The organism is Mesorhizobium sp. B4-1-1, assembly GCF_006439375.1.
Lineage (GTDB): Bacteria > Pseudomonadota > Alphaproteobacteria > Rhizobiales > Rhizobiaceae > Mesorhizobium.
Genome location: NZ_VFTH01000008.1, coordinates 102,339 through 124,367 on the forward strand (window position 1 = coordinate 102,339; position 22,029 = coordinate 124,367).

The 22,029-nt window shown below is 65.7% G+C and carries 22 protein-coding genes; 7 read left to right on the forward strand and 15 right to left on the reverse strand.

Features of this window, described 5'->3' with window-relative positions; all coding sequences use genetic code 11:
- Positions 1-10 precede the first annotated feature (10 nt).
- The 4 genes from FJW10_RS13620 to FJW10_RS13635 all read right to left on the reverse strand — a co-directional run bounded on the left by FJW10_RS13620 (position 11) and on the right by FJW10_RS13635 (position 4,449).
- Complete coding sequence (locus FJW10_RS13620) at positions 11-2,275, reverse strand: xanthine dehydrogenase family protein molybdopterin-binding subunit (RefSeq protein ID WP_140900493.1); 2,265 nt, start codon at positions 2,273-2,275, stop codon at positions 11-13.
- Positions 2,276-2,278: 3 nt separating this feature from the next.
- Positions 2,279-2,755, reverse strand: a complete 477-nt coding sequence (locus FJW10_RS13625) for a (2Fe-2S)-binding protein (RefSeq protein WP_140900494.1) — start codon at positions 2,753-2,755, stop codon at positions 2,279-2,281.
- Complete coding sequence (locus FJW10_RS13630; RefSeq protein ID WP_140900495.1) at positions 2,755-3,615, reverse strand: xanthine dehydrogenase family protein subunit M; 861 nt, start codon at positions 3,613-3,615, stop codon at positions 2,755-2,757. The genes FJW10_RS13625 and FJW10_RS13630 overlap by 1 nt, the downstream gene beginning before the upstream one ends.
- A 297-nt stretch (positions 3,616-3,912) precedes the next feature.
- Positions 3,913-4,449, reverse strand: a complete 537-nt coding sequence (locus tag FJW10_RS13635) for a DUF1629 domain-containing protein (protein WP_140900496.1) — start codon at positions 4,447-4,449, stop codon at positions 3,913-3,915.
- A gap of 217 nt (positions 4,450-4,666) precedes the next feature.
- Between FJW10_RS13635 and FJW10_RS13640 the strand changes: the two genes are divergently transcribed.
- The 6 genes from FJW10_RS13640 to FJW10_RS30770 all read left to right on the forward strand — a co-directional run bounded on the left by FJW10_RS13640 (position 4,667) and on the right by FJW10_RS30770 (position 11,576).
- Positions 4,667-5,644 carry a GlxA family transcriptional regulator gene (locus FJW10_RS13640; protein WP_140900497.1) on the forward strand — a complete coding sequence of 326 codons (978 nt, stop codon included), beginning with the start codon at positions 4,667-4,669 and terminating at the stop codon, positions 5,642-5,644.
- Between the two features lie 129 nt (positions 5,645-5,773).
- Complete coding sequence (locus FJW10_RS13645; protein ID WP_140900498.1) at positions 5,774-7,093, forward strand: aspartate aminotransferase family protein; 1,320 nt, start codon at positions 5,774-5,776, stop codon at positions 7,091-7,093.
- A gap of 17 nt (positions 7,094-7,110) precedes the next feature.
- A complete protein-coding gene (locus FJW10_RS13650; RefSeq protein ID WP_140900499.1) occupies positions 7,111-8,283 on the forward strand; it encodes an FAD-dependent oxidoreductase in 1,173 nt (390 codons plus the stop codon).
- Between the two features lie 213 nt (positions 8,284-8,496).
- Positions 8,497-8,778 (forward strand): hypothetical protein, encoded by a 282-nt coding sequence (locus FJW10_RS13655; RefSeq protein WP_140785672.1) that lies wholly within the window; start codon positions 8,497-8,499, stop codon positions 8,776-8,778.
- 100 nt (positions 8,779-8,878) lie between these two features.
- Positions 8,879-9,835: an EamA family transporter gene (locus FJW10_RS13660; RefSeq protein WP_140900500.1), complete on the forward strand. Its 957-nt coding sequence runs from the start codon at positions 8,879-8,881 to the stop codon at positions 9,833-9,835.
- A gap of 190 nt (positions 9,836-10,025) precedes the next feature.
- Positions 10,026-11,576 (forward strand): alpha/beta fold hydrolase, encoded by a 1,551-nt coding sequence (locus FJW10_RS30770; RefSeq protein WP_246674246.1) that lies wholly within the window; start codon positions 10,026-10,028, stop codon positions 11,574-11,576.
- A gap of 19 nt (positions 11,577-11,595) precedes the next feature.
- Here the strand turns inward: FJW10_RS30770 and FJW10_RS13670 are convergent, their stop codons facing one another.
- The 5 genes from FJW10_RS13670 to FJW10_RS13690 all read right to left on the reverse strand — a co-directional run bounded on the left by FJW10_RS13670 (position 11,596) and on the right by FJW10_RS13690 (position 15,706).
- Positions 11,596-12,051: a MaoC family dehydratase gene (locus FJW10_RS13670; RefSeq protein ID WP_140900501.1), complete on the reverse strand. Its 456-nt coding sequence runs from the start codon at positions 12,049-12,051 to the stop codon at positions 11,596-11,598.
- Positions 12,048-13,343: an NAD(P)/FAD-dependent oxidoreductase gene (locus FJW10_RS13675; protein WP_140900502.1), complete on the reverse strand. Its 1,296-nt coding sequence runs from the start codon at positions 13,341-13,343 to the stop codon at positions 12,048-12,050. The genes FJW10_RS13670 and FJW10_RS13675 overlap by 4 nt, the downstream gene beginning before the upstream one ends.
- Positions 13,344-13,357: 14 nt before the next feature.
- Positions 13,358-14,581, reverse strand: a complete 1,224-nt coding sequence (locus FJW10_RS13680; protein ID WP_140900503.1) for an NAD(P)/FAD-dependent oxidoreductase — start codon at positions 14,579-14,581, stop codon at positions 13,358-13,360.
- A 65-nt stretch (positions 14,582-14,646) separates the two neighbouring features.
- Entirely contained in the window at positions 14,647-15,225 is a 579-nt protein-coding gene (locus FJW10_RS13685) for an OsmC family protein (RefSeq protein ID WP_246674247.1), read from the reverse strand.
- Positions 15,226-15,460: 235 nt separating this feature from the next.
- Complete coding sequence (locus tag FJW10_RS13690; RefSeq protein ID WP_181177524.1) at positions 15,461-15,706, reverse strand: DUF1127 domain-containing protein; 246 nt, start codon at positions 15,704-15,706, stop codon at positions 15,461-15,463.
- Between the two features lie 257 nt (positions 15,707-15,963).
- Here FJW10_RS13690 and FJW10_RS13695 point away from each other — a divergent pair, with 257 nt between their 5' ends.
- Positions 15,964-16,179: a hypothetical protein gene (locus tag FJW10_RS13695; RefSeq protein ID WP_140831660.1), complete on the forward strand. Its 216-nt coding sequence runs from the start codon at positions 15,964-15,966 to the stop codon at positions 16,177-16,179.
- A gap of 49 nt (positions 16,180-16,228) precedes the next feature.
- Here the strand turns inward: FJW10_RS13695 and FJW10_RS13700 are convergent, their stop codons facing one another.
- The 6 genes from FJW10_RS13700 to FJW10_RS13725 all read right to left on the reverse strand — a co-directional run bounded on the left by FJW10_RS13700 (position 16,229) and on the right by FJW10_RS13725 (position 22,027).
- On the reverse strand, positions 16,229-17,386 hold the full coding sequence (locus FJW10_RS13700; protein WP_140900506.1) for an ABC transporter ATP-binding protein: 1,158 nt from the start codon (positions 17,384-17,386) through the stop codon (positions 16,229-16,231).
- A complete protein-coding gene (locus FJW10_RS13705; RefSeq protein WP_140681392.1) occupies positions 17,379-18,521 on the reverse strand; it encodes an ABC transporter substrate-binding protein in 1,143 nt (380 codons plus the stop codon). Before FJW10_RS13705 ends, FJW10_RS13700 begins: the two co-directional genes overlap by 8 nt.
- Positions 18,518-19,360: an ABC transporter permease gene (locus FJW10_RS13710; RefSeq protein WP_140900507.1), complete on the reverse strand. Its 843-nt coding sequence runs from the start codon at positions 19,358-19,360 to the stop codon at positions 18,518-18,520. Before FJW10_RS13710 ends, FJW10_RS13705 begins: the two co-directional genes overlap by 4 nt.
- A complete protein-coding gene (locus FJW10_RS13715; RefSeq protein ID WP_140900508.1) occupies positions 19,357-20,235 on the reverse strand; it encodes an ABC transporter permease in 879 nt (292 codons plus the stop codon). Before FJW10_RS13715 ends, FJW10_RS13710 begins: the two co-directional genes overlap by 4 nt.
- A gap of 160 nt (positions 20,236-20,395) precedes the next feature.
- The gene (locus tag FJW10_RS13720) at positions 20,396-20,623 is read right to left on the reverse strand and encodes a hypothetical protein (protein ID WP_140900509.1); all 228 of its coding nucleotides are present in this window, start codon (positions 20,621-20,623) and stop codon (positions 20,396-20,398) included.
- Positions 20,624-20,710: 87 nt separating this feature from the next.
- A complete protein-coding gene (locus FJW10_RS13725) occupies positions 20,711-22,027 on the reverse strand; it encodes an HlyD family type I secretion periplasmic adaptor subunit (protein WP_140900510.1) in 1,317 nt (438 codons plus the stop codon).
- Between the last annotated feature and the right edge of the window lie 2 nt (positions 22,028-22,029).

Below are 22,029 nucleotides of genomic sequence, written 5' to 3' on the forward strand. Positions count from 1 at the left end.
TGGATGCCTCTCAGCCTTCCCGCTCCGCGTCCAGCGCCGCCAGAATCCGCGGCGGCGACATCGGGATGTGGGTCATGCGCACGCCGACGGCATTCGACACTGCGTTGGCGATCGCCGCCAGCGGCGGCACGATCGAGGTTTCGCCCACGCCGCGCACGCCATAGGGGTGGTTGGGGTTGGGGATCTCCAGGATCTGCGTGTCGATCATCGGCAGGTCGGAGCAGACCGGGATGCGGTAGTCGAGGAAGCCGGCGTTCTGCAGCCGCCCGTCCTTGCCGTAGATATACTCCTCGTTGAGCGCCCAGCCGATGCCTTGCGCCGCACCCCCCTGGTACTGGCCCTCGACATAGGTCGGGTGCACCGCCTTGCCGGCATCCTGCACCACCGTGTAGCGGATCACCCTGGCAGCACCCGTCTCGGGGTCGACCTCGATGTCGCAGATATGGGTGGCGAAGGAGACGCCGGCGCCGTCGGCGACGAGCTCGCTATGGCCGGCGATCGGGCCGCCGGTCGTGCCCGACTTGGCCGCGATGTCCTTCAGCGACAGCGGCGACAAATTGCCGTATTTCTCGCCCTTGGCGATGGCGTGGCCCTTTTCCCAGACCACGTCGTCGACCGGGATATCCCACATCTGCGCGGCGCGATCGCGCAGGATCTTGATCGCGTTGCGCGCGGCCGAGATCGTCGCCATCGAGGAGGAGAAGGTGCCGCGGCTGCCGTCGGTCATGTCGTTATAGCCCAGCGAAGACGTGTCGGCGACGATCGCCTTGACGTTGCTGTAGTCTATGCCGAGCTCCTCCGCCGCCACCAGCGACAGCGAGGCGCGGGAACCGCCGACATCCACCGTGCCCACGGCCAGCGACACCGAGCCGTCCATGCCGATGTTGAGGTCGGTGCAGGTCTGGCCGCCGAAATTGAACCAGAAGCCGCAGGCCATGCCGCGCCCCTGGTTGGCTTTCAGCGGCGCCTTCATATGCGGATGCTTCTTCACCGCCTCCAGCGTCGGCCCGATGCCGATCGGCCCGTAGACCGGACCGTAGGAGGCGCGGGTGCCTTCCTGCGCGGCGTTCTTGATGCGGAAGTCCACCGCATCCATGCCGATCTCGCGGGCAAGCTCATCGATCGAGCTTTCCACCGCGAAGGCAGCCATCGGCGCCGAAGGCGCGCGATAGGCCGCCGTCTTCGGCCGGTTGACCAGCACCTCGTAGCCGACCGTCTTGACGTTTTCGAGCTTGTAGCAGGCGAACGCCGTCATGGCGCCGATCTCGGCCCAGGAGCCGGCATAGGGGCCGCAGCTATAGCGCAGCGTCGCTTCCGCCGCGGTGATGGTGCCGTCCTTCCTGGCGCCGATCCTGACGTCGATCGAGGTGGCGCTGGTCGGGCCCGAGGCGCGAAAAACCTCGTCGCGGGTCATCACCAGTTTTACCGGACGGCCAGCCTTGCGCGACAGGGCAAGCGCCACCGGCTCGGCCCAGACATGGGTCTTGCCGCCAAAACCGCCGCCGATCTCCGACGAGGTGACGCGCAGCTTCGAGGCCTCGAGCCCAAGCAATTGCGCGCAATGCTGGCGGTAGACGAAATGGCCCTGCGTGCAGACCCACAGATCCGCGGTGCCGTCCGGGTTGACGCTCGCCACGCAGGCATGCGGCTCGATATAGCCCTGATGCGTCTGCTCGGTCTTGAACGAGCGCTCGACGATGAAATCGGCCTCGGCAAAACCCTTGTGCACATCGCCATGGCCAAACTGCGTGCGCTTGGTGACGTTGGAGGGTTTCGCCGGCTTTTCCTCCAGCCCCTCGGTGAAGACCTGGTCGTTGATCAGCGGCGCATGGTGCTGCGCCGCCTCGTCGACATCGGTCACATGCGGCAGCACCTCATAGTCGACCTCGATCAGCTTCAGCGCCTGGCGGGCGATGCGGGCGTCGATCGCCGCGACCGCGGCCACCGCATGGCCGTCATAGAGCGCCTTCTTGCGCGCCATCGAATTGTCGAGGATGTCGTACATGGCGGCATCGCCGTCGGTGAGGTCGGGCAGGTCCTTCGCCGTGATCACCGCCTTCACGCCGGCGAGCTTTTCCGCCTTGGACGTGTCGATCTTCTTGATGATCGCGTGCGCGTGCGGGCTGCGCAGCACGCGGCCCACCAGCTGTCCAGCCATGTTGAAGTCGGCGCCGTAGCGGGCGCGTCCGGTCACCTTGTCGATGCCGTCGGGGCGGATCGGCCGTGTGCCGACCGAGGAGAAATTGCGTCCGGAGTAGCGCGGATCGAAATTCATGGATTACGCTCCCTTCATCACTTCCGCCGCGTCCTGGACGGCGCGCACGATCTTGTCATAGCCGGTGCAGCGGCACAGGTTCCCGGCCAGCCCGAAGCGGATTTCCTCCTCGGTGGGCGAGGGGTTCTTGGTCAGCAGGTCCTTGGCCGCAATCAGGAAACCTGGCGTGCAGATGCCGCATTGCAAGGCCGCGTGCTCCAGGAATTTCTGCTGCAGCGGGTGCAACTGGTCGCCATGCGCCATGCCTTCGATGGTCTCGACCTTGCGGCCCTCGGCTTCCGCGCCCAGCACCAGGCAGGAGCAGACCAGGCGGCCATCGACGATGACGCTGCAGGCGCCGCAGTCGCCGGTGCCGCAGCCTTCCTTGGCGCCGGTCAGCCCCAGCCGGTCGCGCAGCACTTCCAGCAGCGTCTCGTCGGGCTGGCAGAGATATTCGACGGCGTCGCCGTTGATCGTGGTTGATACAGCTACACCGGCCATTATTTGCCTCCCGCACGCTTGTAGGCGATAGCGGCGGCCCTTTGCGCCAGCACGCCCCCGACTTTCCGTCTGAATTCGATGGTGCCGCGCTTGTCGTCGATGGGACGGCAGGCGCCGGAACAGATCTTGGCCAGCCGCTCCAGCGTGGCTTCGTCGAGCTTCGAGCCGACCAGCACTTGGCCGGCTTCCTCGACCAGAAGCACCGTGGGTGCGGCGGCGCCGAGCGCCACGCGGGCGGTCTTGATCGCGCCGTGATCGTCCAGCGTCAGGTTCACGCCGGCGCTCACCACCGCGATGTCCATCTCGGTGCGCGGAATGAAGCGCAGATAGGCGTCGCCCGCATGGTCAGGCCGTTTGTCGAGCAGGATCGCCTCGATGATCTCGCCCTTGGCAAGGGACGTGCGGCCCGGTCCCGTCGGCACGCTCTCCACCGCGATGGTGCGCTTGCCCGAAGGCCCGGCAACAACCGCTTGTGCCGCGGCCGCCACCAGCGCCGGCACGCTGTCGGCGGCGGGCGAGGCATTGCACAGATTGCCGGTGATGGTGCAGCGGCCCTGCACCTGCTTGGAGCCGATCAGGTTTGCCGCCTCGACCACGCCTGGCCATGCCTTGCGCAGCGCCTTGTTCTCGCCCAGTACCGCGCAGGGCACCGCGGCGCCGATCCGGAACCCGTCGGCCGTTTCGGTGACGTCGGCCAGGCCGCCGATGCGCTTGATGTCGACGATCAGCTCCGGCTCGATGAAGCCGCCCTTCATCCTCACCAAAAGGTCACTGCCCCCGGCCAGGATCGCGGCCGGTCCTACCGCCTTGGCGAGTTCGCCAACGGCATCTTCGATTGAAAGCGGACGTATGTAACGCATCGTCTCCCCTTGGTCGTCGCTATGTCAGCGACCGTTATAAAGCGTCTGGTTATAATGGCCATCCCGTTCGTGCATGTCCGGGTTGGGCCAGAGCGATGCTCCAGATGCGCCCAGCGGACGGGCCAGGGCGGCGGCACAGCGGATGCGGCCAAATCGCCTAGGGGGTTCCCCCACTCCGTCTCGGCGCTGCGAAGCAGCGACGGGACGGAGGAACCACCCATGCGATTGCCCTGAAGAAGGTGCGGGCAGGCGGATGAGGGACGACGCCACCTCAATGATTGGAATAGCTGTTATTCGTCAAGCGATTGCCGTTCCCGATGCCCATACCGCCTCGAACGACACGTTGCGCAACCCGGCCTTGCGGACCCGTTCGACGAACACCTCATTGACGAAGACCGGGGAGGCCCGCATCGGCAGCTTGAACACTTCCGCCGTCCCGATCTTTTCCGCGTCGAAGGCGTAGCGCTCGATCGCCAATATGTCGCCGTCCTCGAAGCGGACGATCTGCGAGCGAGGCTCGTCCAGCGCGTCGATCACATTGGTGACGTTGAGCAGCCAGACCTTCTCGCCGCGCAGCGCGACGAGCTCGCCATAGGGCCGCAGCGCCGCCGCCAGCGCGTCGACGGCCGGCCGGCGTAAAAGCGGCGCGTGCTCGCCGAGCCATGGGAAATCGGAATAGAGCCGCTCGCCTTCCTCGACGCGCCGCATCACCGGCGGCTGCCAGCCCTCCAGCGAGCGTCCGTCGAGGCCCAAGAACTCCTCGTAGGTCTCGTCATCGACCGGCAGCACCCATTCCTGCCCTTCCGACACAGCGAATTGATGGATGGTCGTCATCGCCCGATGGCTCCGCGGCTTTCGATGAAGGTCCGGCGATGATGGCGCCGTGCCGGATTGCGACGCCCGGCGGTCGCCGAAAGCGCGCGCGAGGAATCATGCAACGGTCCAAACCGCTATTCAAGGCCACGCGCTATCCAGTCCGTTCGCCGGTTGATAAACGTCGCGGCTGGCGGTCCAGGATGGCGCCTGGCTCGAATGAGAGGTCGGCTCGCGAATGGCCAAGAAGTTCGCATTTCTCCTGGTGCGCGATTTCACCTTGTCGCCGCTGTCGCTGTTCATCGATACGCTAAGGCTGGCCGGCGACGAGGGCGACCGCAGCCGCAGGATCGAGTTCGACTGGGAGATCGTCGGCGAGCGCGGCCTGCCGATCCGCGCCAGCTGCGGCGTCGAACTGCTGCCGACCAGGGCGATGGGCAATCCGGAGGATTTCGACAATGTCGTGGTGGTCGGCGGCCTGCTCGACACCAACCGCAAGCTGAGTTCGGAAAAGGAAGCGTTCCTGCTGCGCGCCGCCGCGAAAGGCGTGCCGCTCACCGCCCTCTGCACCGGCAGCTTCGTGCTTGCGCGCTATGGCCTGCTCGACGGCTACAGCGCCGCGGTCAGCTGGTTCCACATTAAGGATTTTCGCGCCGAGTTCCCCGATGTGAACGCCCATGCCGACAGCCTTTATTCCGTCGACCGCGGCCGCGCCACCTGCGCCGGCGGCACGGGAGCGGCCGACCTCGCCGGCTATTTCGTCTCGCAATTCATCGGCCAGAAGGCGGCGGAGAAGGCGGCGAAAATCCTGGTGCTCGACCGCATCCGCTCCAGCCGCGACGTGCAGCCGGTCGGCGACCTTTTCCCCGCCGCCGCGAGCCGCGCGGTGAAGCGGGCGCTGCTCCTGATGGAAAGCAATCTGCAGGAGCCGATCCCCGTGGCCGAGATCGCCGCCAGGCAGAACTGCTCGCGCCGCCAGCTCGAGCGCCTGTTCGGCGCCGAGCTCGGCATCGGCCCGATGGCCGCCTATCTGGCGCTGCGGGTTCATTACGCCAGGTCGCTGCTGGAAGGCAGCGACCTGGCGATCGGCGAGATCGCCTATCGCTGCGGCTTTGCCAATGCCGGCCATTTCAGCCGCGTCTTCCGCCAGCAGACCGGCATCACGCCGACCAATCTCAGGCACCCGAACCGCGCGGCTGCAGCCGCCGCGAAATGATCGGGATGTCCCTGGTCGGGTCGCATGCCCGGCCTGGCCGATTGCGCCAGCGCGGAAACGAACCTTAGCTTCGTGACGAGCGGCGGATGCGCTGCTGTTCCAACAAGTCGAATTCGCCTTCGGAGAGCCATGCCGCATTATCCCGACGCCATGCCCGGATCGAAAACCCTGTTCGAGCGCGCCAGGAAGGTGATGCCGGGCGGCAACACGCGCACTACGGTCTTCGTCGATCCGTTTCCGATCTACGCCGCGCGCGGCGACGGCTGCAGGGTCTGGGATGTCGACGGCAATTCCTATTACGACTGCATCAACAATTTCACCTCGATGATCCACGGCTACGCGCATCCGGACGTCACCGCGGCAGTAGCCGAGCAACTGCCCTCCGGCACGGCCTTCGGCGCCCCGACGCTGAGCGAGATCGAGCTTGCCGAACTCCTGGTCGAGCGGCTGCCCTCGGTCGACCAGGTCCGCTTCACCAACTCCGGCACCGAAGGCGTGATGATGGCGATCAAGGCCGCGCGCGCCTTCACCGGACGGCCGAAGATCGTCAAGATCGAGAGCGCCTATCACGGTTCCTACGATTTCGCCGAGGTCAGCCTCGACTCGTCGCCCGCCGACTGGGGCGATCTGCCGAGGTCCACGCCCTACGCCAAGGGCACGCCGCGCGGCGTGCTGGACGACGTGATCGCCGTGCCCTTCAACGACAGCGAGGCGCTGCGCGCCGTCTTCGCCGCCGAGGGTAACACCGTCGCGGCGGTGCTGATCGACCCGATGCCCAACCGCGCGGGATTGATCCCGGCGCGCCGGGACTACCTTCACGCCATGGTGGAGATCGCCCACGCGGCGGGCGCGCTGGTCATCTTCGACGAGGTCATCTCGTTCCGGCTGGGATGGTCGGGCGCGCAAGGGCTGTGGGGCATCGAGCCCGACCTGACGGCGCTCGGAAAAATCATCGGCGGCGGTTTTCCTGTCGGCGCCGTGGGCGGGCGCGCCGATGTCATGGCGGTGTTCGATCCGACCGCCGGCAAACCAGCGCTTCCGCATGGCGGCACCTTCACCGCCAATCCGGTCACCATGCGCGCCGGCCTTGCCTCGATGCAGGCTCTGACGAAAGAGAGCTTTGCCCATCTCGACCGTCTCGGGAAGTTATCGCGCGACGGGGTCACCGCCTCGTTCGAAAAGCATGGGCTTGCCGGCCAATGCGTCGGCCTCGGCTCGCTGTTCAAGGTTCATTTCACGTCGCATCCGGTCACGGATTACCGCTCCATCTACCCCGGCCAGGCTGAGCGGAAAAAATTCGACACCTTCCACAAGGGCCTGATTGGCCGTGGCGTGCTCTCCGCCAGCTACGGCCTGTTCGCGCTGTCGACGCCGATGACCGAAGCGGATGCCGGCGCCATTCTTCAAGCGATCGACGAGGCCTTGGGCGACGTCGCCGCGCAGTCGTGAAAGCAGGCGGGCCACAGATGACAGTTGCTCTTCATGTCGTGGTGATCGGCGCGGGCACGCTCGGCATGTGCACGGCGCTCAACCTTGTCGAGCAGGGCGCGCGCGTCACGGTGCTCGAAGCCCAGTCGATCGCTTCTGGGTCGAGCGGCCGGTCGGTCGGCGTCGTCGGATCGCAACTGACCGACCCGTTCGAGATCATGCTGCGCGTCCATTCGCTGCGCCGGTTCCGCCAGTGGGAGGGCGAGGGGCTTCGCTTCAACCATATCGGCTATCTGCGGCTGGCGCGCACGCCGGCGCAGATGGCGCTGTTCGCGAGATCGGTCGAGATCCAGGGCGAAGCGGGACTGAGGTCGCGCCTGCTCCGCGCCACCGAACTCAGGGACCTCGTGCCGCACATCAATCCTGACGGGCTCGAAGGCGGGTTGTTCGGGCCCGACAACGGCTTCCTCGACCCGCACGAAATGTGCAATTTCCTGGCCGGCATCGTCCGCGCCAAGGGCGGCGAGATCCGCCAGTACCGCAAGCTGCTCGGCGTGCAACGACGGCCGGGCGGCTATACGCTGGAAACCAGCGGCGACCCGATCGATGGCAAGCGACGACTGATCGATTGCGATGTCGTGGTCAATGCGGGCGGCGCCTGGGCGCCGCAGGTGGCCGCGCTTTTCGGCCAGCGTCTGCACATCTGGCCCGAGCGCCACGAAGCCGTCGTCATCCATCTCGACGAGCCGCTCGGCTACACCATGCCGATGGTCATGGACCTCGTGAACGGCGAAGGCAGCGGGCTCAACTTCCGCCACGAAAAGCCGGGCGAGCTGATTGCCGAGATCCACAAGGCGAAGTCGACCGCGCCCGAGGATCCCGACAACTACAACGACCAGTGCGAGGAGCAGTCGAAGGTCGACCTGGCGGAGCTGCTTCTGGAGCGCGTGCCCGATCTGCCTGGCGCGCGGCTCGGCCGGGGCTGGGCGGGCCTTTATCCCGTGACAGCCGACCATCGCCCCTTCGTCGGGCCGATAGATCTTTCGGAGCCGACATTGATCACCGCTGCCGGCGCCGGCGGCTACGGCATCCAGCTCGCCCCGGTGATAGGGCAAATCGCGGCGGACTGGGTGCTTCACGGCGCGCCGGTTTCGGTCCCTGGTTCGCAGAGCCTCGCGCCATCGACCGGGCGAAACATCCCGGGTCACTGACCGATGCGTTTTCAGGCCAAGCCGGATGCCTAAGATGCCAGCTTTGCCGTTAACCATCAATTAACTATCCGGTCGCCTTTAATAGGGTTCTGGAGGACACTGATTTTGGCCGTGAGCGATGATCTCGCGACTGCCAAAAATTGGAAAAGAGCGGCGGATACCGTCGCCGTCTGCCGGGGAGGCGCCCAGCATCTTAGATGAGGGAGCGCCGGAATGAATATCGAGGAAGCGGTCACTGCAGCGACTGCAGGGTCGAGCGCGCTTCTGTCCTGCCTTGGCCAGCCGGTCGTAGCCTATCACGTCACGGCCATCATGCGCGAAACCGACGCAAGGCATGCGCGGCAGATGCAGCTCGCCCTGCTGCGGCGGAGCATCGAGGCCCTTGTCGACGACGGCCTCGAAGACATCGAAGCCGAACGATTTGCATCACAGTTCCATGGTCGCGTCGGCTCGGCCTGGGAGCATCTGCATATGGCCAGCGACACGCCGCATTGATCTCTGCCGGACGGGTTTGTCGGAGCCATATGTAACACCCCCGGGATGAGGTAGACTACCGGCTACGTCTGGGCTGACGTTCATCGAACGGGCGCATGCGATGCAGGCGATACCGATAGTCCATCAGCCGGAACCGCGGGCCATCGCCGCGGTAGCATACCTGGGAGGCTATCCCACTGCCGTGCTGTGCTGGCTGCTCTCGGCCGGCGTCTATATCGCGGCCAAATGGGTGGCGCCGGAAATGCCGCCCTGGGGGCTGTGCTTCTGGCGGCTCTTGCTGGCTTGCGCCATCCTTTTGCCGATGGTGCACCGCCATCACGGCGCGATGATTGCGCTTCTCAAATCCCGGCCCTTGGAGATCGTCGCCGCGGGGGCGATCGGCCTCACGCTCTGCCAGGGCATGATGTACCATGGCCTGAACGACACCGACGCCACCACGGCCGGCATCATCATGGCGATGTCGCCGATCATGACCATGGTGCTGGGGCGCTTGGTGCTTGGCGAGCCGCTCGGACTCTGGAAGTCGCTCGGCGCGGTTGCGGCACTTGCCGGCATGCTGGTGATCGTCGCGCATGGCAAGCTGGATGCGCTGGTGCAACTGCGGTTCAACATCGGCGAATTGTGGATCGTCGGCAGCGCCTTCTGCTGGGCGCTCTATACGGTGCTGCTGCGCCGCTCCAAGTTCGGCCTTGAGCTCTTGCCGCTGGTCGTGCTTTTGCTCGGCGCCGGCGCGCTGGTCGCGCTGCCGTTCCACCTGTGGGAAATCTTCAACGACGAGCGCTCTGCCCTGAACGGCAATGGCCTGCTCGCGCTCGCCTATCTGGCGGGGCCAGGCGGGGCGCTGATGTATTATCTCTACAACAAAAGCGTGGAGGCGCTGGGCGCAAGCCGGGCAAGCATGCTGCTCTACCTGCAGACGCTGTTCGTCGCCGTGCTTGCCTATCTGCTGCTCGGCGAGAGCCTGCATGACTACGATCTGCTCGGCGCCGCCTTCATCGTCGCCGGAGTCGTGCTGGCTACAGCGATCAAGTCGAGGCCGGTCCCGGCAAAGGCGTGAACGAGCGGCCACATGCCTTGATTGACATAAGCGGCTGTCCGCGCCGCCAAGTCGATTTGGTTCCTCGGCCGTGAGCCGTCCGGACCACGCTTCCCTAAATTAGCCGATTTTGCTATGGCGAGCGGCTGCCTTTGGGCGGCGCCGGCCAAGGCCGAAGGGGGATCATGGCGATCGACAAGCGCGTGGACGCATGAACGGCGATCAGCACATGCTGGAACTGCGCGTGCTTGGCGATTTTCAGGTGATGCGTGACGGCCAGCCGCTTGACCTGCCGCCGTCGCGCAAGACGCGGGCGCTGCTCGCCTACCTTGCCGTCACCGCCAGGCAGCACCAGCGCGAGCGGTTATGCGAGATATTCTGGGACATCCCCGACGATCCGCGCGGCGCCTTGCGCTGGAGCCTGTCCAAGATCCGCCAGGTCCTGGGCGGCGTTGAAACAGCCCTTGCCGCCGATCGCAACGCGGTCGCGCTCAATGTCGCGACGGATTACGCGCGGCTGGCGCCGCTGGTGAAGGCCGACCTTTCCTCCCGCTCGACCGAGGAGCTCGAAGCCGTCCTGGCCTCGATCCGTGGCGGCTTTCTCGCCGACCTCTCGCTCGAGCGCTGCTTCGACTATGAAGCCTGGCGGCAGGCCATCGCCAGCGAGGTGGAGATCATCGAGCTCGGCATCCTGCGCGAACTGGTCGAGCGCCTGGCGGACCAGCCGCGGCGGGCGCTGCCCTTTGCCCAGCGCCTGCGCAGCCTAGTGCCCGACGATGCGAGGCTCGCCGCCGAGACCGAGGCGCTGGAGGACAGGGTCCGGTCGGCCGCTGCTCAAGCCACGGGTCGCGCATCGCAGTCCGGTTCCGCCCGGCGGCCGCAAGCCCCGTTGAAATCCGCGTCATCGCAGGATCCCGGCCGCGCCGTGCAATTCTGCCGTGCTCTCGACGGCACCAGGCTCGCCCATGCCAGCACCGGCAGCGGCCCTGCGATCCTGCGCGCCGCGCATTGGATGTCGCATCTCACCTTCGACTGGGACAGCCCGATCTGGCGGCACTGGATGCGGGAACTGTCGCGCCGGAACCGGCTGGTGCGCTATGACGAGCGCTGCAACGGCCTGTCGCAAAGGCATGTCGTCGATATCTCGTTCGAGACCATGCTGTCGGACCTCGAATGCGTGGTCGAGGCAACGGGGCTCGACCGCTTCACCTTGCTCGGCCTGTCGCAGAGCTGCGCGGTTTCGATCGCCTACGCCATCCGCCATCCCGAGCGCGTCTCGGGCATGATCCTTTATGGCGGCTACGTCAAAGGCTGGCGGGCACGCGGCGACGCGGGCGAGATCGCGACGCGCGAGGCCGCCGCGACGCTGATGCGCGAGAGCTGGGGCAAGCCGAACCCGATGTTCCGCCAGGCCTTCTGCTCCATGTTCATCCCCGGCGCCACGCACGAGCATTTCGCTTGGATGGACGATCTGATGCTGCGCACCGTCTCGCCCGACGATGCCTGGCGCCTGCAGAGCGCCTTTTCCGTGATCGATGTCAGCGACTTGCTGGAGAAGGTGCGCGTGCCGACGCTGGTGCTGCACGCGCGGGACGACAACGTCGCTCCCGTCGAATCCGGGCGCACCATGGCCGCCGGCATTCCCGGCGCGCGCTTCATCGAGCTCGAGAGCCAGAACCATATCCTCCTCGAAGGCGAGCCCGCCTTCGAGGAGTTCATCGACCACGTCCGCGCCTTCATCGCCGACACGGCGGGCGCGTAACCAAGCGGTCCAGAAGCTCTCAGCCCCCGGCCAATGGCACGGTGAACACCGTGGCGGTGCCGGTGAGGCAAAGCTCGCCGGCTTCGTTGCGCACCGATGTCTCCAGCTTTGTGATCGGCTTGTCGGCGCGCACGTCCTTGACCTCGACGCGGCCGGTGATCAATTCGCCGACGCCGACCGCCTTGACGAATTTCCACGAGACTTCGAGGAACACCGAGCCGGGGCCAGGCAGCTCTTCCGCCACCACCGCGTTCAGGATGCCTGAGGTGACGCCGCCCTGCACGATGAGCTTGCCGAACACCGAAGCCTCGGCCAGCGCCTTGTCGTAATGCAGCGGATTGCGGTCGCCGGTCATCTCGGCGAAGGCGTCGATATCCTGAGGCTGCGTGCGCCGCGAGCGCTCGGCGAAGGCGCCCAATTGCGGTCGCCCTTTGATGACACCGACCCACCCGTCCTTCATCACATGCACAGTCATGGTCTTGCTCCGGTTCGGTTGCGATTGAGGTTCGAGCCGGCCGAGGCCGGCGGCTCGTCCTGGTTGGCCGGCGCCCGGTGGGCCGTCGGCCGCGATGCAGACGAAGGGGCGCGGCGGGCCGGCATGGACTGCCCGGCCAGCGCCTGCACCTCGGCCTTCAGCACGGCGCTGAAGCGGCGATGCCGCTCGCCGATATCGTCGAGCGTCCAGTCGAAGCCGGCGACGGCATCCGTGGTGTCCAGAATCTGGTTGGCGATCATGTCGCGCTGCTGCTGCCAGATCGCGAATGCCGCGTCGGACCCGTCGAGGATGGCGCGCGCGAGGCTCTCGGCGTCGCGCAGCGCATCGGAAATGCCGTGCGAGGTGATCGGGTCGCGGAAGAAGCCGGCGTCACCCACCAGCGCCCATCCGGGACCGTGCGCCTGACGGATATAGCCCGGCACGCCCCGGAACGCCTGCAGGCGGGCGTCCTTCGGCGCCTGGGCCGCTTGTGCTGCCAGCGCCGGCGAAAGCGCTTCGAGCACGTCCATGCGGGCGCGGGCGTGGCCGAGGCGGAAGCGCTGGTCGAACAGGCTCGTCGGCACCGAGGCTACGATGCAGGCGAGGCCGTCATTGGTTGGGATGAACGAGCCGGCGATCCCGTCGCGGAAGTACCAGTGATAGCCGGCGCCCGGCTCGACCGGCGCATAGCCATAGACATGGGCGGCCGACACTGCGCCGCGCCGCAAGGGCTGGGCGTCCACGCATTTCGCCACCAGCGAGCCGATGCCGTCGGCGCCGACCACGATATCGGCGCTGACCCTCACGGATGCGCGGCCGGCGGCGCGGATTTCGATGCCGCGCACGCGCCCGCGCGTGCCGGCGAAGAGGTCGCCGACCGCCACCTCGTGCAGGACCTCCGCGCCGGCCTTGCGCGCCGCATCGACCAGGATGCGGTCGAGCACCGTGCGCCGCGGCGCGATCAGCCCGGGAAGGTCCGAACCGGCAGCGAGCGGGACGGCGATCTCCTCCTCGCCATAGTGGAAGGTCGTCGTCTCGATCGGCGGCGTCCCGGCCTTGAGCAGCGGCTCGAGCAGGCCCCAGCGCCAAAGCTGCAACACGGCCGGCCGCATCAGCGCATGCGTCGACAGCGTGTCGGAGCCGTAGGGCTTGCGGTCGATCGCAAGCACCTTGAGACCCGCGCGGGCGAGCAGCATCGCGGTCGCCGCACCCGCGCAGCGCGCGCCGACGATGATGGCGTCGTAGTGGCCGCGCCTGGGAGTGGCCATGAGGGAGATGGGATTGGTTGCCATGGTGGTCGTGATCCTCAGGCTGCCTTGCGGCCGTTGCAGTCGAGATGACGCGAGATTTCGGCGGCGATCGCCTCGGCGTCCGCGCCGACGCCGCCGATGAAGTTGGAATCGCGCTTGCGCAGGAAGCGGAAGCCGAGCGCGTAGAGGCCGGGCACGCTGGTGACGCCGCCCTGATGCGCGAGCTCGCCGTCGGCGCCGAGCGCCAGCGGCTCCAGCCAGCCGAGCGAGCGCGCGTAGCCGGTCGCCCAGACGATGCTGCGGATCGATCCGTCGGTGAGCGACAGCTGTTCTGCGCACGCCGCCGGCATCGCTACCGGATCGGGCCGGTATGGTGTCGCCGCGCCCGTGAAGCGGTCGATCTGGTCGAGCAGGCGCGCCTGCTTCGCTTCCGCCGCAGCGATGTGCTGGCCAAGGTCGCCGGCGAAGGCGATCTCGCGGTCGCCGACGCCGCGCACCCGCCCGGTCAGCTCCACGCCGAACGCCTGCAGCGTGGCGAGATCGACATCGGCCCTGTCGGGCCGGCCGGAGAGCTGCAGCGACGGCTGGCGTCGCGCGCCTTCCGGATTGGCGAGGTCTTCCCGGCGCTGCGCCAGCAGGCCCATTGCGCACAGCCAGAAGAAGATATCCTGGCCGCGCCATGTTCTGGGCAGGCGCGTATGCTTGCTGACCGAAAGCACCACGCGCCGGCCCGAGCGGGCGAGTTCGTCGGCGATCTGCACGCCGGAGGATGAGGCACCGACGACTAGGACGCCGCCGCCCGGCAGCTCGCCGGGCGAGCGATATTGCGAAGCGTGAATGCTGAGAGGTCCGCAAAGGGTCTCAGCCGAAAAAGGGATGACCGGCCGGTCGCAATGTCCTGTCGCGACGACGACCGCGCGCGCCGACCACTCGCCGGCGCTGGTGCGCAAGGCAAAGCCGTCGCCGGTCCGCTTGACTGATGTGACCTCGACATTGGTCTCGACGGGCGCATGCCACTGCCAGGCGTAGCGCTCCAGGCTTTCCACGAAAGCCCCTTTGCTCATGAAGCCGTCGGGATCGCCGCCCTCATAGGGCGAGCCGGGCAGGGCATTCAGCCAGTTCGGCGTGAGCAGCCTGAGCGAGCGCCAGCTCTGCGAGCGCCAGCGCTCGCCGATGCGGCCGCGCTCCAGCACGGCATGGTCGATACCGGCCTGGCCGAGGCAATGGCTGAGCGCAAGGCCAGCCTGGCCCGCGCCGATGATGACGACCGCGCGTCTCATGGTTCTGGTCCGTTTGAGAGGCGGCAGGCGGCCCGGATCGGTCCGGATCGCCTGCCGGCTTAGGCTTACTGGATGGTCTTGATGCCGACGGTGACCGGCACGCCCTTGGTCAGCACATCGAACACGGCCGAACGGACGCGCGACTGCTCGACCAGCTGCTGCAGCTTCTCGGCCGGCGCGTCGCCTTCGATCTCGAACGACACCTGGATGTTCTGGAAGCCGTTGCGAACCTCGTCGGAAATGCCGAGGATGCCGCGCAGGTCGATGTCGCCGTCGACCGAGCACTTCACCTTGGTGAGCTTGATCCCGCGTGCGGCGGCAATGTTGGCGACGCCAGCCATCAGGCAGCCCGCCAGCCCGTGCAGCAGCCATTCGACCGGGGTCGGCGCATTGTCGGCGCCGCACAGGATCGCCGGATGGTCGGCGTCGGCATAATGCGGCTTCTCGTGCTTCTGCTCCTGGCCTGCGCCGAAGAAGCCATTCATGACGGTCTTGCTGTGTGTGCCCTCGATCCACTCGTTGTGGGCGCGGAACTGGAATTTTGCCAGCTCCGGCTGCCCGGCGACGAAATTGATCGTCGCCAGAAGGTTCGGCGTGTCGACGCCATTGAGCGGAAGCCGTGCAGGTTTGGTGTTGGGTTGCATCTTCATCTCCAAAGGTTCGTTTGCGGCTTGGTTGCCGTGACGGTCTCTGTTTGCCGATGGAGCGTTTGAACGAGAGTGGGTGCGACCGTGGAATTTTTCATACGTCTACCGTTGGAAATTGCGTTGGATGTATCATTTGAAACGAATGTCGACGCTCGAATGCGCCGGAACGCAAAAGTCCCGGCGCGGGGAAGCCCGGGGCTTGTCGAGAGCGTGGTGACGACCGCCATCGGGGTCATCCGGCGTTGCGGATGTCCATCCCGTCAACGTCGGAGGCGTAGCGCATCGAGGTGTAATGGTCGATTTCCGAACGGCCGATACCCATGTCCTTGAGCAGATGATCGGGCATGGCCTGCATGGCGGCGCGGTCGCTGCGCATCCTCATCGCACGATAGGCAAGCCGCAGCGCGCGGCCGGCAAAGCCAATCAGGCTGAGGTCCGCGCGGCCGGGTTCACAGGCCGTGTGCTCCAAACTCGTCATTGTCGTCTCCATCTCTTTGCGGCGTGATCATTCACGTCACCAATGGGAGGACTTGTCGCCGATGACCGGGGGAGCGAGCGTTGGAGCGGGCGTCGAAATTGCCGTGGGAATCTGGTGGTGTCTCAGCTTGAAATATCGTCCCTTTGCCAATGCGGCACGGAGCGCTTCGTCGCAAAGTCCTTTGCCTTCCTATTATATCAGGGCTAGCGTATATAATGGCTGCGTTACTATACTCATGTTCAGAGGGGAATTAACTCATGCGCAAACAGAAAACGCTTGGACTGGCGCTTCTGGCTTCCAGTTCGCTTTTCCTCGCCGACGTCGCTTCAGCGAAAGATGCCTACAAAACGCCATGCAGGACGGATGCCCAGCGAGTGTGCAAGATGGTCGACAATGCAAAGGGGTTAAGCTGTCTTAAACAGCACATCAGTGAGCTCACCCCTGCCTGCAAAGCGTTTCTCTCCAAGAAATGAACTGTAATAGCCGTCAAGGGTCGTACTGATTACAGGGCGGACGCGGCCTTCAGGAAATCCGCCGCCCTGCCTCGTCCAGCAAGACGCAATCGTCCGCGTCGAAGCCGAGTTCGATCGCTTCGCCTTCGTTGAGAACGCGGCCGTCGATCGGGGCGTTGGCGCGGATGTTCGTCTTGCCGCCTATGTCAACCTCGTAGATGGCGCTGCCGCCGAGATACGAGGCCGACACGACCCGGCCGGGCAACCGGTTGGCGCTCGTTCGACCCACCGACAGTTTCTGCGGCCGCACCACGACGGTGACGGCGCTTCCTCGCGGCAGCGGTTGCGGCGCCTGCACATTGACCGTCTGGCCACTGGCCAGCGTGACTGTCGTCGGTCCGTCGGATCGGCTCACCGTTCCCGGAAGCATGTTGGCCTTGCCGAGGAAGTCGGCGACGAAGGCGGTGGCGGGCCGCTCATAGACCTCTTCCGGCGTGCCGATCTGCTCGGCCGAGCCAGCATTCATCACCACGATGCGGTCCGACATCGACAGCGCTTCTTCCTGGTCGTGCGTGACGAAGATTGCGGTGATGCCGGTTTCCTTCTGGATCTTCTTGATCTCGACGCGCATCTCCTCGCGCATGTTGGCGTCGAGCGCCGAGAGCGGCTCGTCGAGCAAAAGCACCTGCGGCTCGAAGACGATGGCGCGCGCCAGCGCGATGCGCTGCTGCTGACCGCCCGACAATTGGGAGGGCAGTTTCTTCTCGCTGCCCGGCAGCCGAACCATGTCGAGCGCCTGGCCGACCTTGCGCCTGATCTCGGGCTTGGCGACGTTGCGGTATTTCAGGCCGAAGGCGACATTGTCGAACACGGTCTTGTGGGGAAAGAGCGCATAGCTCTGGAACACCAGCCCGATATTGCGCTTGTAGATCGGCACGTCGTCGACGCGCCGGCCGCCGATCATGATCTGGCCGGCCGAAATGTCGACCAGCCCGGCGATGGAGCGCAGGATCGTCGTCTTGCCGCAGCCCGAAGGCCCGAGCAGCGTGACGAAGCTGCCCTTGCGGATCGACAAAGAGAAATCGCGCACCGCGACGAACTTGCCGTAGGCGATGTCGATGTTGCGAAACTCGACCGCCGGGCTGCTCGCCCCGGCGGCCGCGCTCGCGCCTTCCGCCCCGGCCGAGGCCGGCCGGGGATGGATTTTCGTGTCCTGATCCTCAGGCACCTTTCGAGATCCTGTTCCACTGCTTGGTCCAGGCGTCCTCGTTGGTCGCCCAGTAGGTTGGATCGGCGAAGGTCAGCGCCTTCATCGTGCCGGTCGGATCGAAAGCCGGCAGCTTCGCGATCTTGTCGGTCAGCTTGACCTTGGTCGGGTCGAGCGACGGCGGGTAGCTCTGGCCCTCGGCCACCGCGATCGAGGTCGCAGGGTCGAGCATGAAGTTGATCAGCTCCTCGCATTCGGTCATCGGCGAGCCCTTCAGGATCAGCATGTCCTCCATCCACGCATAGGAGCCGGCCGGATCTAGATAGCCGATCGGATGGCCCTGGTCCTGCAGCGCGGCGACCCGGCCCGACCATGCGTCGGTCACCACGATCTCGCCCTTGGAGAGCAGGTCCATCAGCTCCGCGCCGGAGCTCCAGAACTTCTTGGCGAGGTCGCGCGTTTCGCGCACCTTGGCCCAGATCGTGTCCATGTCCTTGAGGTTGTTGGGGTCCTGTCCAGTGGCCAGGGCGGCGTACCAGACGCGCGTCGTCATGTCGGAATAGCCGCCGACCTTGCCCGCATATTTCTTGTCGAGCAGAAGTGCCGCGCCCTTTTCCTTGGCTTCCTCCGGCGAGATCACTTTGGTGTTGTAGGCGATGCCGGTGGTGCCGTAGTCGTAAGGCACGGCCGACAGCTTCGGCGTCAGCTTGCGGAAGGGCTCGATCATCGGCTGCAGCACATTCACCATGTTGGGAATGTTGGCCTCGTTGATCTCCGAGGTCAGGCCGCCATTGACGTATTTGATGTAGTAGTTGACGCCCGACGAATGGATGACCTGGTAGTCGCCGGGTTTCGCGGTCTTGATCTTGGTGATGATCTCGTCCTCGTCGCCGAACGTGCCTTGCACCACCTTGATCTTGGTCTTGGCCGTGTAGGGCTGGAAGGCGAATTTGTCGATCGCGTCCTGCACCGTGCCGCCCCAGCCATCGAAGCGGACCTCCTCGACCGCGGCGAGCGCCCGTCCCATCCACGGCATGGAAAGCCCCGCCGATGCGGCCGCTGCCGCCGTCAGCGTCAGGAAAGTGCGGCGGCTCAGATCGCCATTGGCATATCGGTCATGCAGCCGTTCCAGCCGCTTGGTTGTCGTCAGTTTCATCGTACTTCCTCCTTTGGTTCACCGCGTCTCTTCAACTTCGTCAGGCTTTGCAGGATCAGGCCGCCGATCAACGGGATGCCGACGGTCACCAGGATCATCACGGTGCCGAGCGCGTTGATCTCCGGGCTGATCGAGATTTTCAGCATGGAAAGGATCTGGGTGGGCATGGTCTCGACGCCTGCCGGCCGCCAGAACAGGCTGGCCGAGGTGTTGTCGAACGAGATGGTGAAGGCGAGCAGCGCGCCGCCGACGACCGCCGGGATCAGCAGCGGCAGCGTGATCTCGCGAAAGGACGAGAAGCGCGAGGCGCCGAGCGAGAGCGCGGCCTCCTCGTAGACGCGCCTTATGCCCACCATGCGCGCCTGCGCGATCAGCACCACATAGGGCACGGCTAAAAGGATGTGGCCGAGCACCAGGAGCAGCATGGTGCGCGGCTGGTCGATCGCCTTGATCAGCACCAGAAGGCCGACGCCGAGGATGGTTTCCGGCACCAGCGCCGGCAGGATCACCAGCGTGCTCAGCGCCTGCTTGCCCGGGAACTCGAAACGCACCAGCGCGAAGGCCGTGACGACGCCGATGGCGGTGGTGGCGACGGCGGTGACCAGCGCGATCCACAGCGAGGTGCGGAAGGCCGTCAGCACCGCGTCATTGTTCATCAGCTTGGCGTACCATTGCAGCGAAAAGCCGGTCATTGGGAAGCCGCCGAACATCGAGGCATTGAACGACAGGATGACGGTCGCCACGATCGGCGCGAACATGAAGATGTAGACGCAGACCGTGACGAAGCCGGTCAGCCGCCAGGCCCATCTGCCTTCCCTGTTCGGTCGCGCAGCCTTCATCCGCCCAAGCCCTTCACAATCTGCGACATGCCCATGTAGCGGGTGTAGATGGCGGCGAAGAAGCCGAGCACGACGAACAGCACGATCGAAAGCGTTGCCCCCAGCGGCCAGTTCAATTCGCCCATGATGGTATCGTAGATCAGGTTGCCGAACAGCGCGTCGCGGCCCGAGCCGAGCAACTGCGGCGTCACATAGCTTCCGGCGGCCAGCACGAAACAGAGCAGCAGGCCCGCCGCCAGGCCCGGCAGGGAGAGGGGGAGCGTGACCTCGCGGAACGCCTGCGCGCTGGTGCAGCCCATCGAGCGCGCGGCCGAGATCAGCGTGCGGTCGATGCCCTCGAGGCTGACATAGACATTGAGGATCATGTAGGGCAGGAGGAAGTGCAGCAGTCCCAGGATCACCGCGCCCTCGTTGTAGAGCATCTGCAGCGGCTCGTTGATGATGCCCATCTTGAGCAGAGCGACGTTGATGACGCCCTGTTCGCCCAGGATGTTGATCCAGGAAAACGTGCGGATGGTGAAGCTGATCCAGAACGGCACGATGAGCAGGAGCAGCAGCAGCCATTTGTGCCTGAAGCTCGTCGCCCAGATGAAATAAGCCGGGAAATAGCCGAGCACGCCGCACAGCAGCGCGGTGATCGCGCCGACCCTCAGCGTCTTCAGAAGGAAGCCGGAATAATAGCTGTCGGTGAAGAATTCCTGCCAGTTGGCGGTGGTCAGCGCGCTGGATTCGACGCCGGCGGTGACGAAGGTGAATAACGTATAGGCCGCCATCACCGCGATCGGCAGCACCAGGAAGAAGATCAGCAGCAGAAGCACCGGTGCAACCAGCATCCAGGCCAGGCGTGGATCGTACAAGGTCCAGCGATTGTTCATGCGCACCCGAAGGTAGGCGCCTTCTTCGAGACGCGCTTATGTTCCCGCAGTGAAGATTGTTTCATTGCCGCCGCTATGTCTACAGGCGGTGGCCCAAATTCGATTCAGCCAGGGGAGGGGCGATGGTCCCGTGGGATCGGGGATGGCTTTTTGTCGCCGCTCAATACCTCCGGGCGAACCGGCGCTCGACGAAACCGAAGCCCGCCATCACCAGCCCCGCCAGCAGGAAATAGCCGGGCGCCGCGGCAAACAGCGGCTCGTAGACCCGGAAGGTCTGCGCTCGGACGAGGTTCGCCGCGCCCATAGGTTCGAACACCGTGATCGTCGATGCGATGAACAAGGCCTGGGTCGACTGGCTCGACGGCGCGGAGCCGCCGGCGCGCGCCACGGTCGGAGCGAGCTTCGCGTTGCCCGATATCCGTTTCGAAATCCAGCCTACCGCGGCAGGCTGGACGTGGCTATGAACTGACGGTGCCTACCTTTCCCCGAACGCCCGCGCGAAGGAGTCCATCATCGGGCGTACCAGATACTCGAAGAAGGTCCGGTCGCCGGTGCTGATGAAGGTGTCGACCGGGGTGCCCGGATAGAGCTGTTCTCTCTTCACGCCCCGGGGCAGGGCATCGGTGATCTTCAGCCTAGCGCGGAAATAGGGTTCGTGAGTAGCCTCGTCGATCAGCCGGTCGGCTGAAATCTCGCTCACCGTGGCCGGGACTTCCGGTGTCAGGCGCGCGTTGAGCGCGGAGAGCCTGAGCTTTGCCTGTTGGCCGACATGCACCTGGTCGATGTCCTTCGGCCGCAGCCTGGCGTCCACCACCAGGCCCGATGACGTGGGCAGGATCTCCATGATCTTTTCGCCGGGCGCCACCACGCTGCCTTGCGAATTGTAGGTCGACGAGATGACGATGCCCGCCGTCGGCGCGGTGATCGTCGTGCGCTTCAGCACCGCTTGCGCCGCGCGCATCCGCTCCTCGATGTCGGCGAGATTGGTGCGCACGTCGTCGAGTTTGGTCAGCGCTTCCTCGACGCGCTGCGTCGTCGCGCGCTCGGTCTGCGCCTCCGCCTCGACGATCTGCGTGTTGGCCGAGGCGAGGTCCGCCTCCAGAGCGCCGGCCTGGCCGATGAGGTCGGCCTCCGAGCGCAGCAACTGCGAATATTCGCTGCGGTCGGTAAGGCCCCGGTTCAGAAGGTCGGTCTTGATGCCGAGCTCCTTCTTCACCACCTCGGCTTGCTGTTCGATTGCCGCCTTCTGCGCGTTCAAGCCTTTGACCGACTCGCGATGCATGGCGACGCGCTGCGCCAGGATCGACTGCTCGGAGCGGAACCGCGCGAGCCTGGCGTCGAACTCCTTCTGCTGTTCGCGGATCAGGTTCTGGAACTCCTGCTGGAACGGCGCCGGCGCTGGCTCGGCGACCGGCGCCAGCGTGACGAGGCCGTCGCGCTCGGCTTCCAGCCGCGCGGCGCCGGCCTTGAGCGCGATCCACTGCCTTGTCAGCCGGTTGAGGTCGGCCTCCGGCGCGGTCCGGTCGAGCAGAATGAGGTTCTGGCCTTCCCGTACGCGGTCGCCTTCATGCACCAGCAATTGCCTGATGATGCCGCCCTCGCGGTGCTGGATCAGGATGTTGCCGCCGGTCGCCGCGATCGTGCCTTGGGTGATCACCGCGCCGGCCAGCGGCGCACTCGCCGCCCAATAGCCGAAGCCGCCGACCATCAGCGCGATCGCCGCGTAGCCGGCGAAGGCGGTGCGCCGGAAGTCGGTGCGCGGGCGGCCTTCGAAGGTGAGGCTCTGCGTCATCG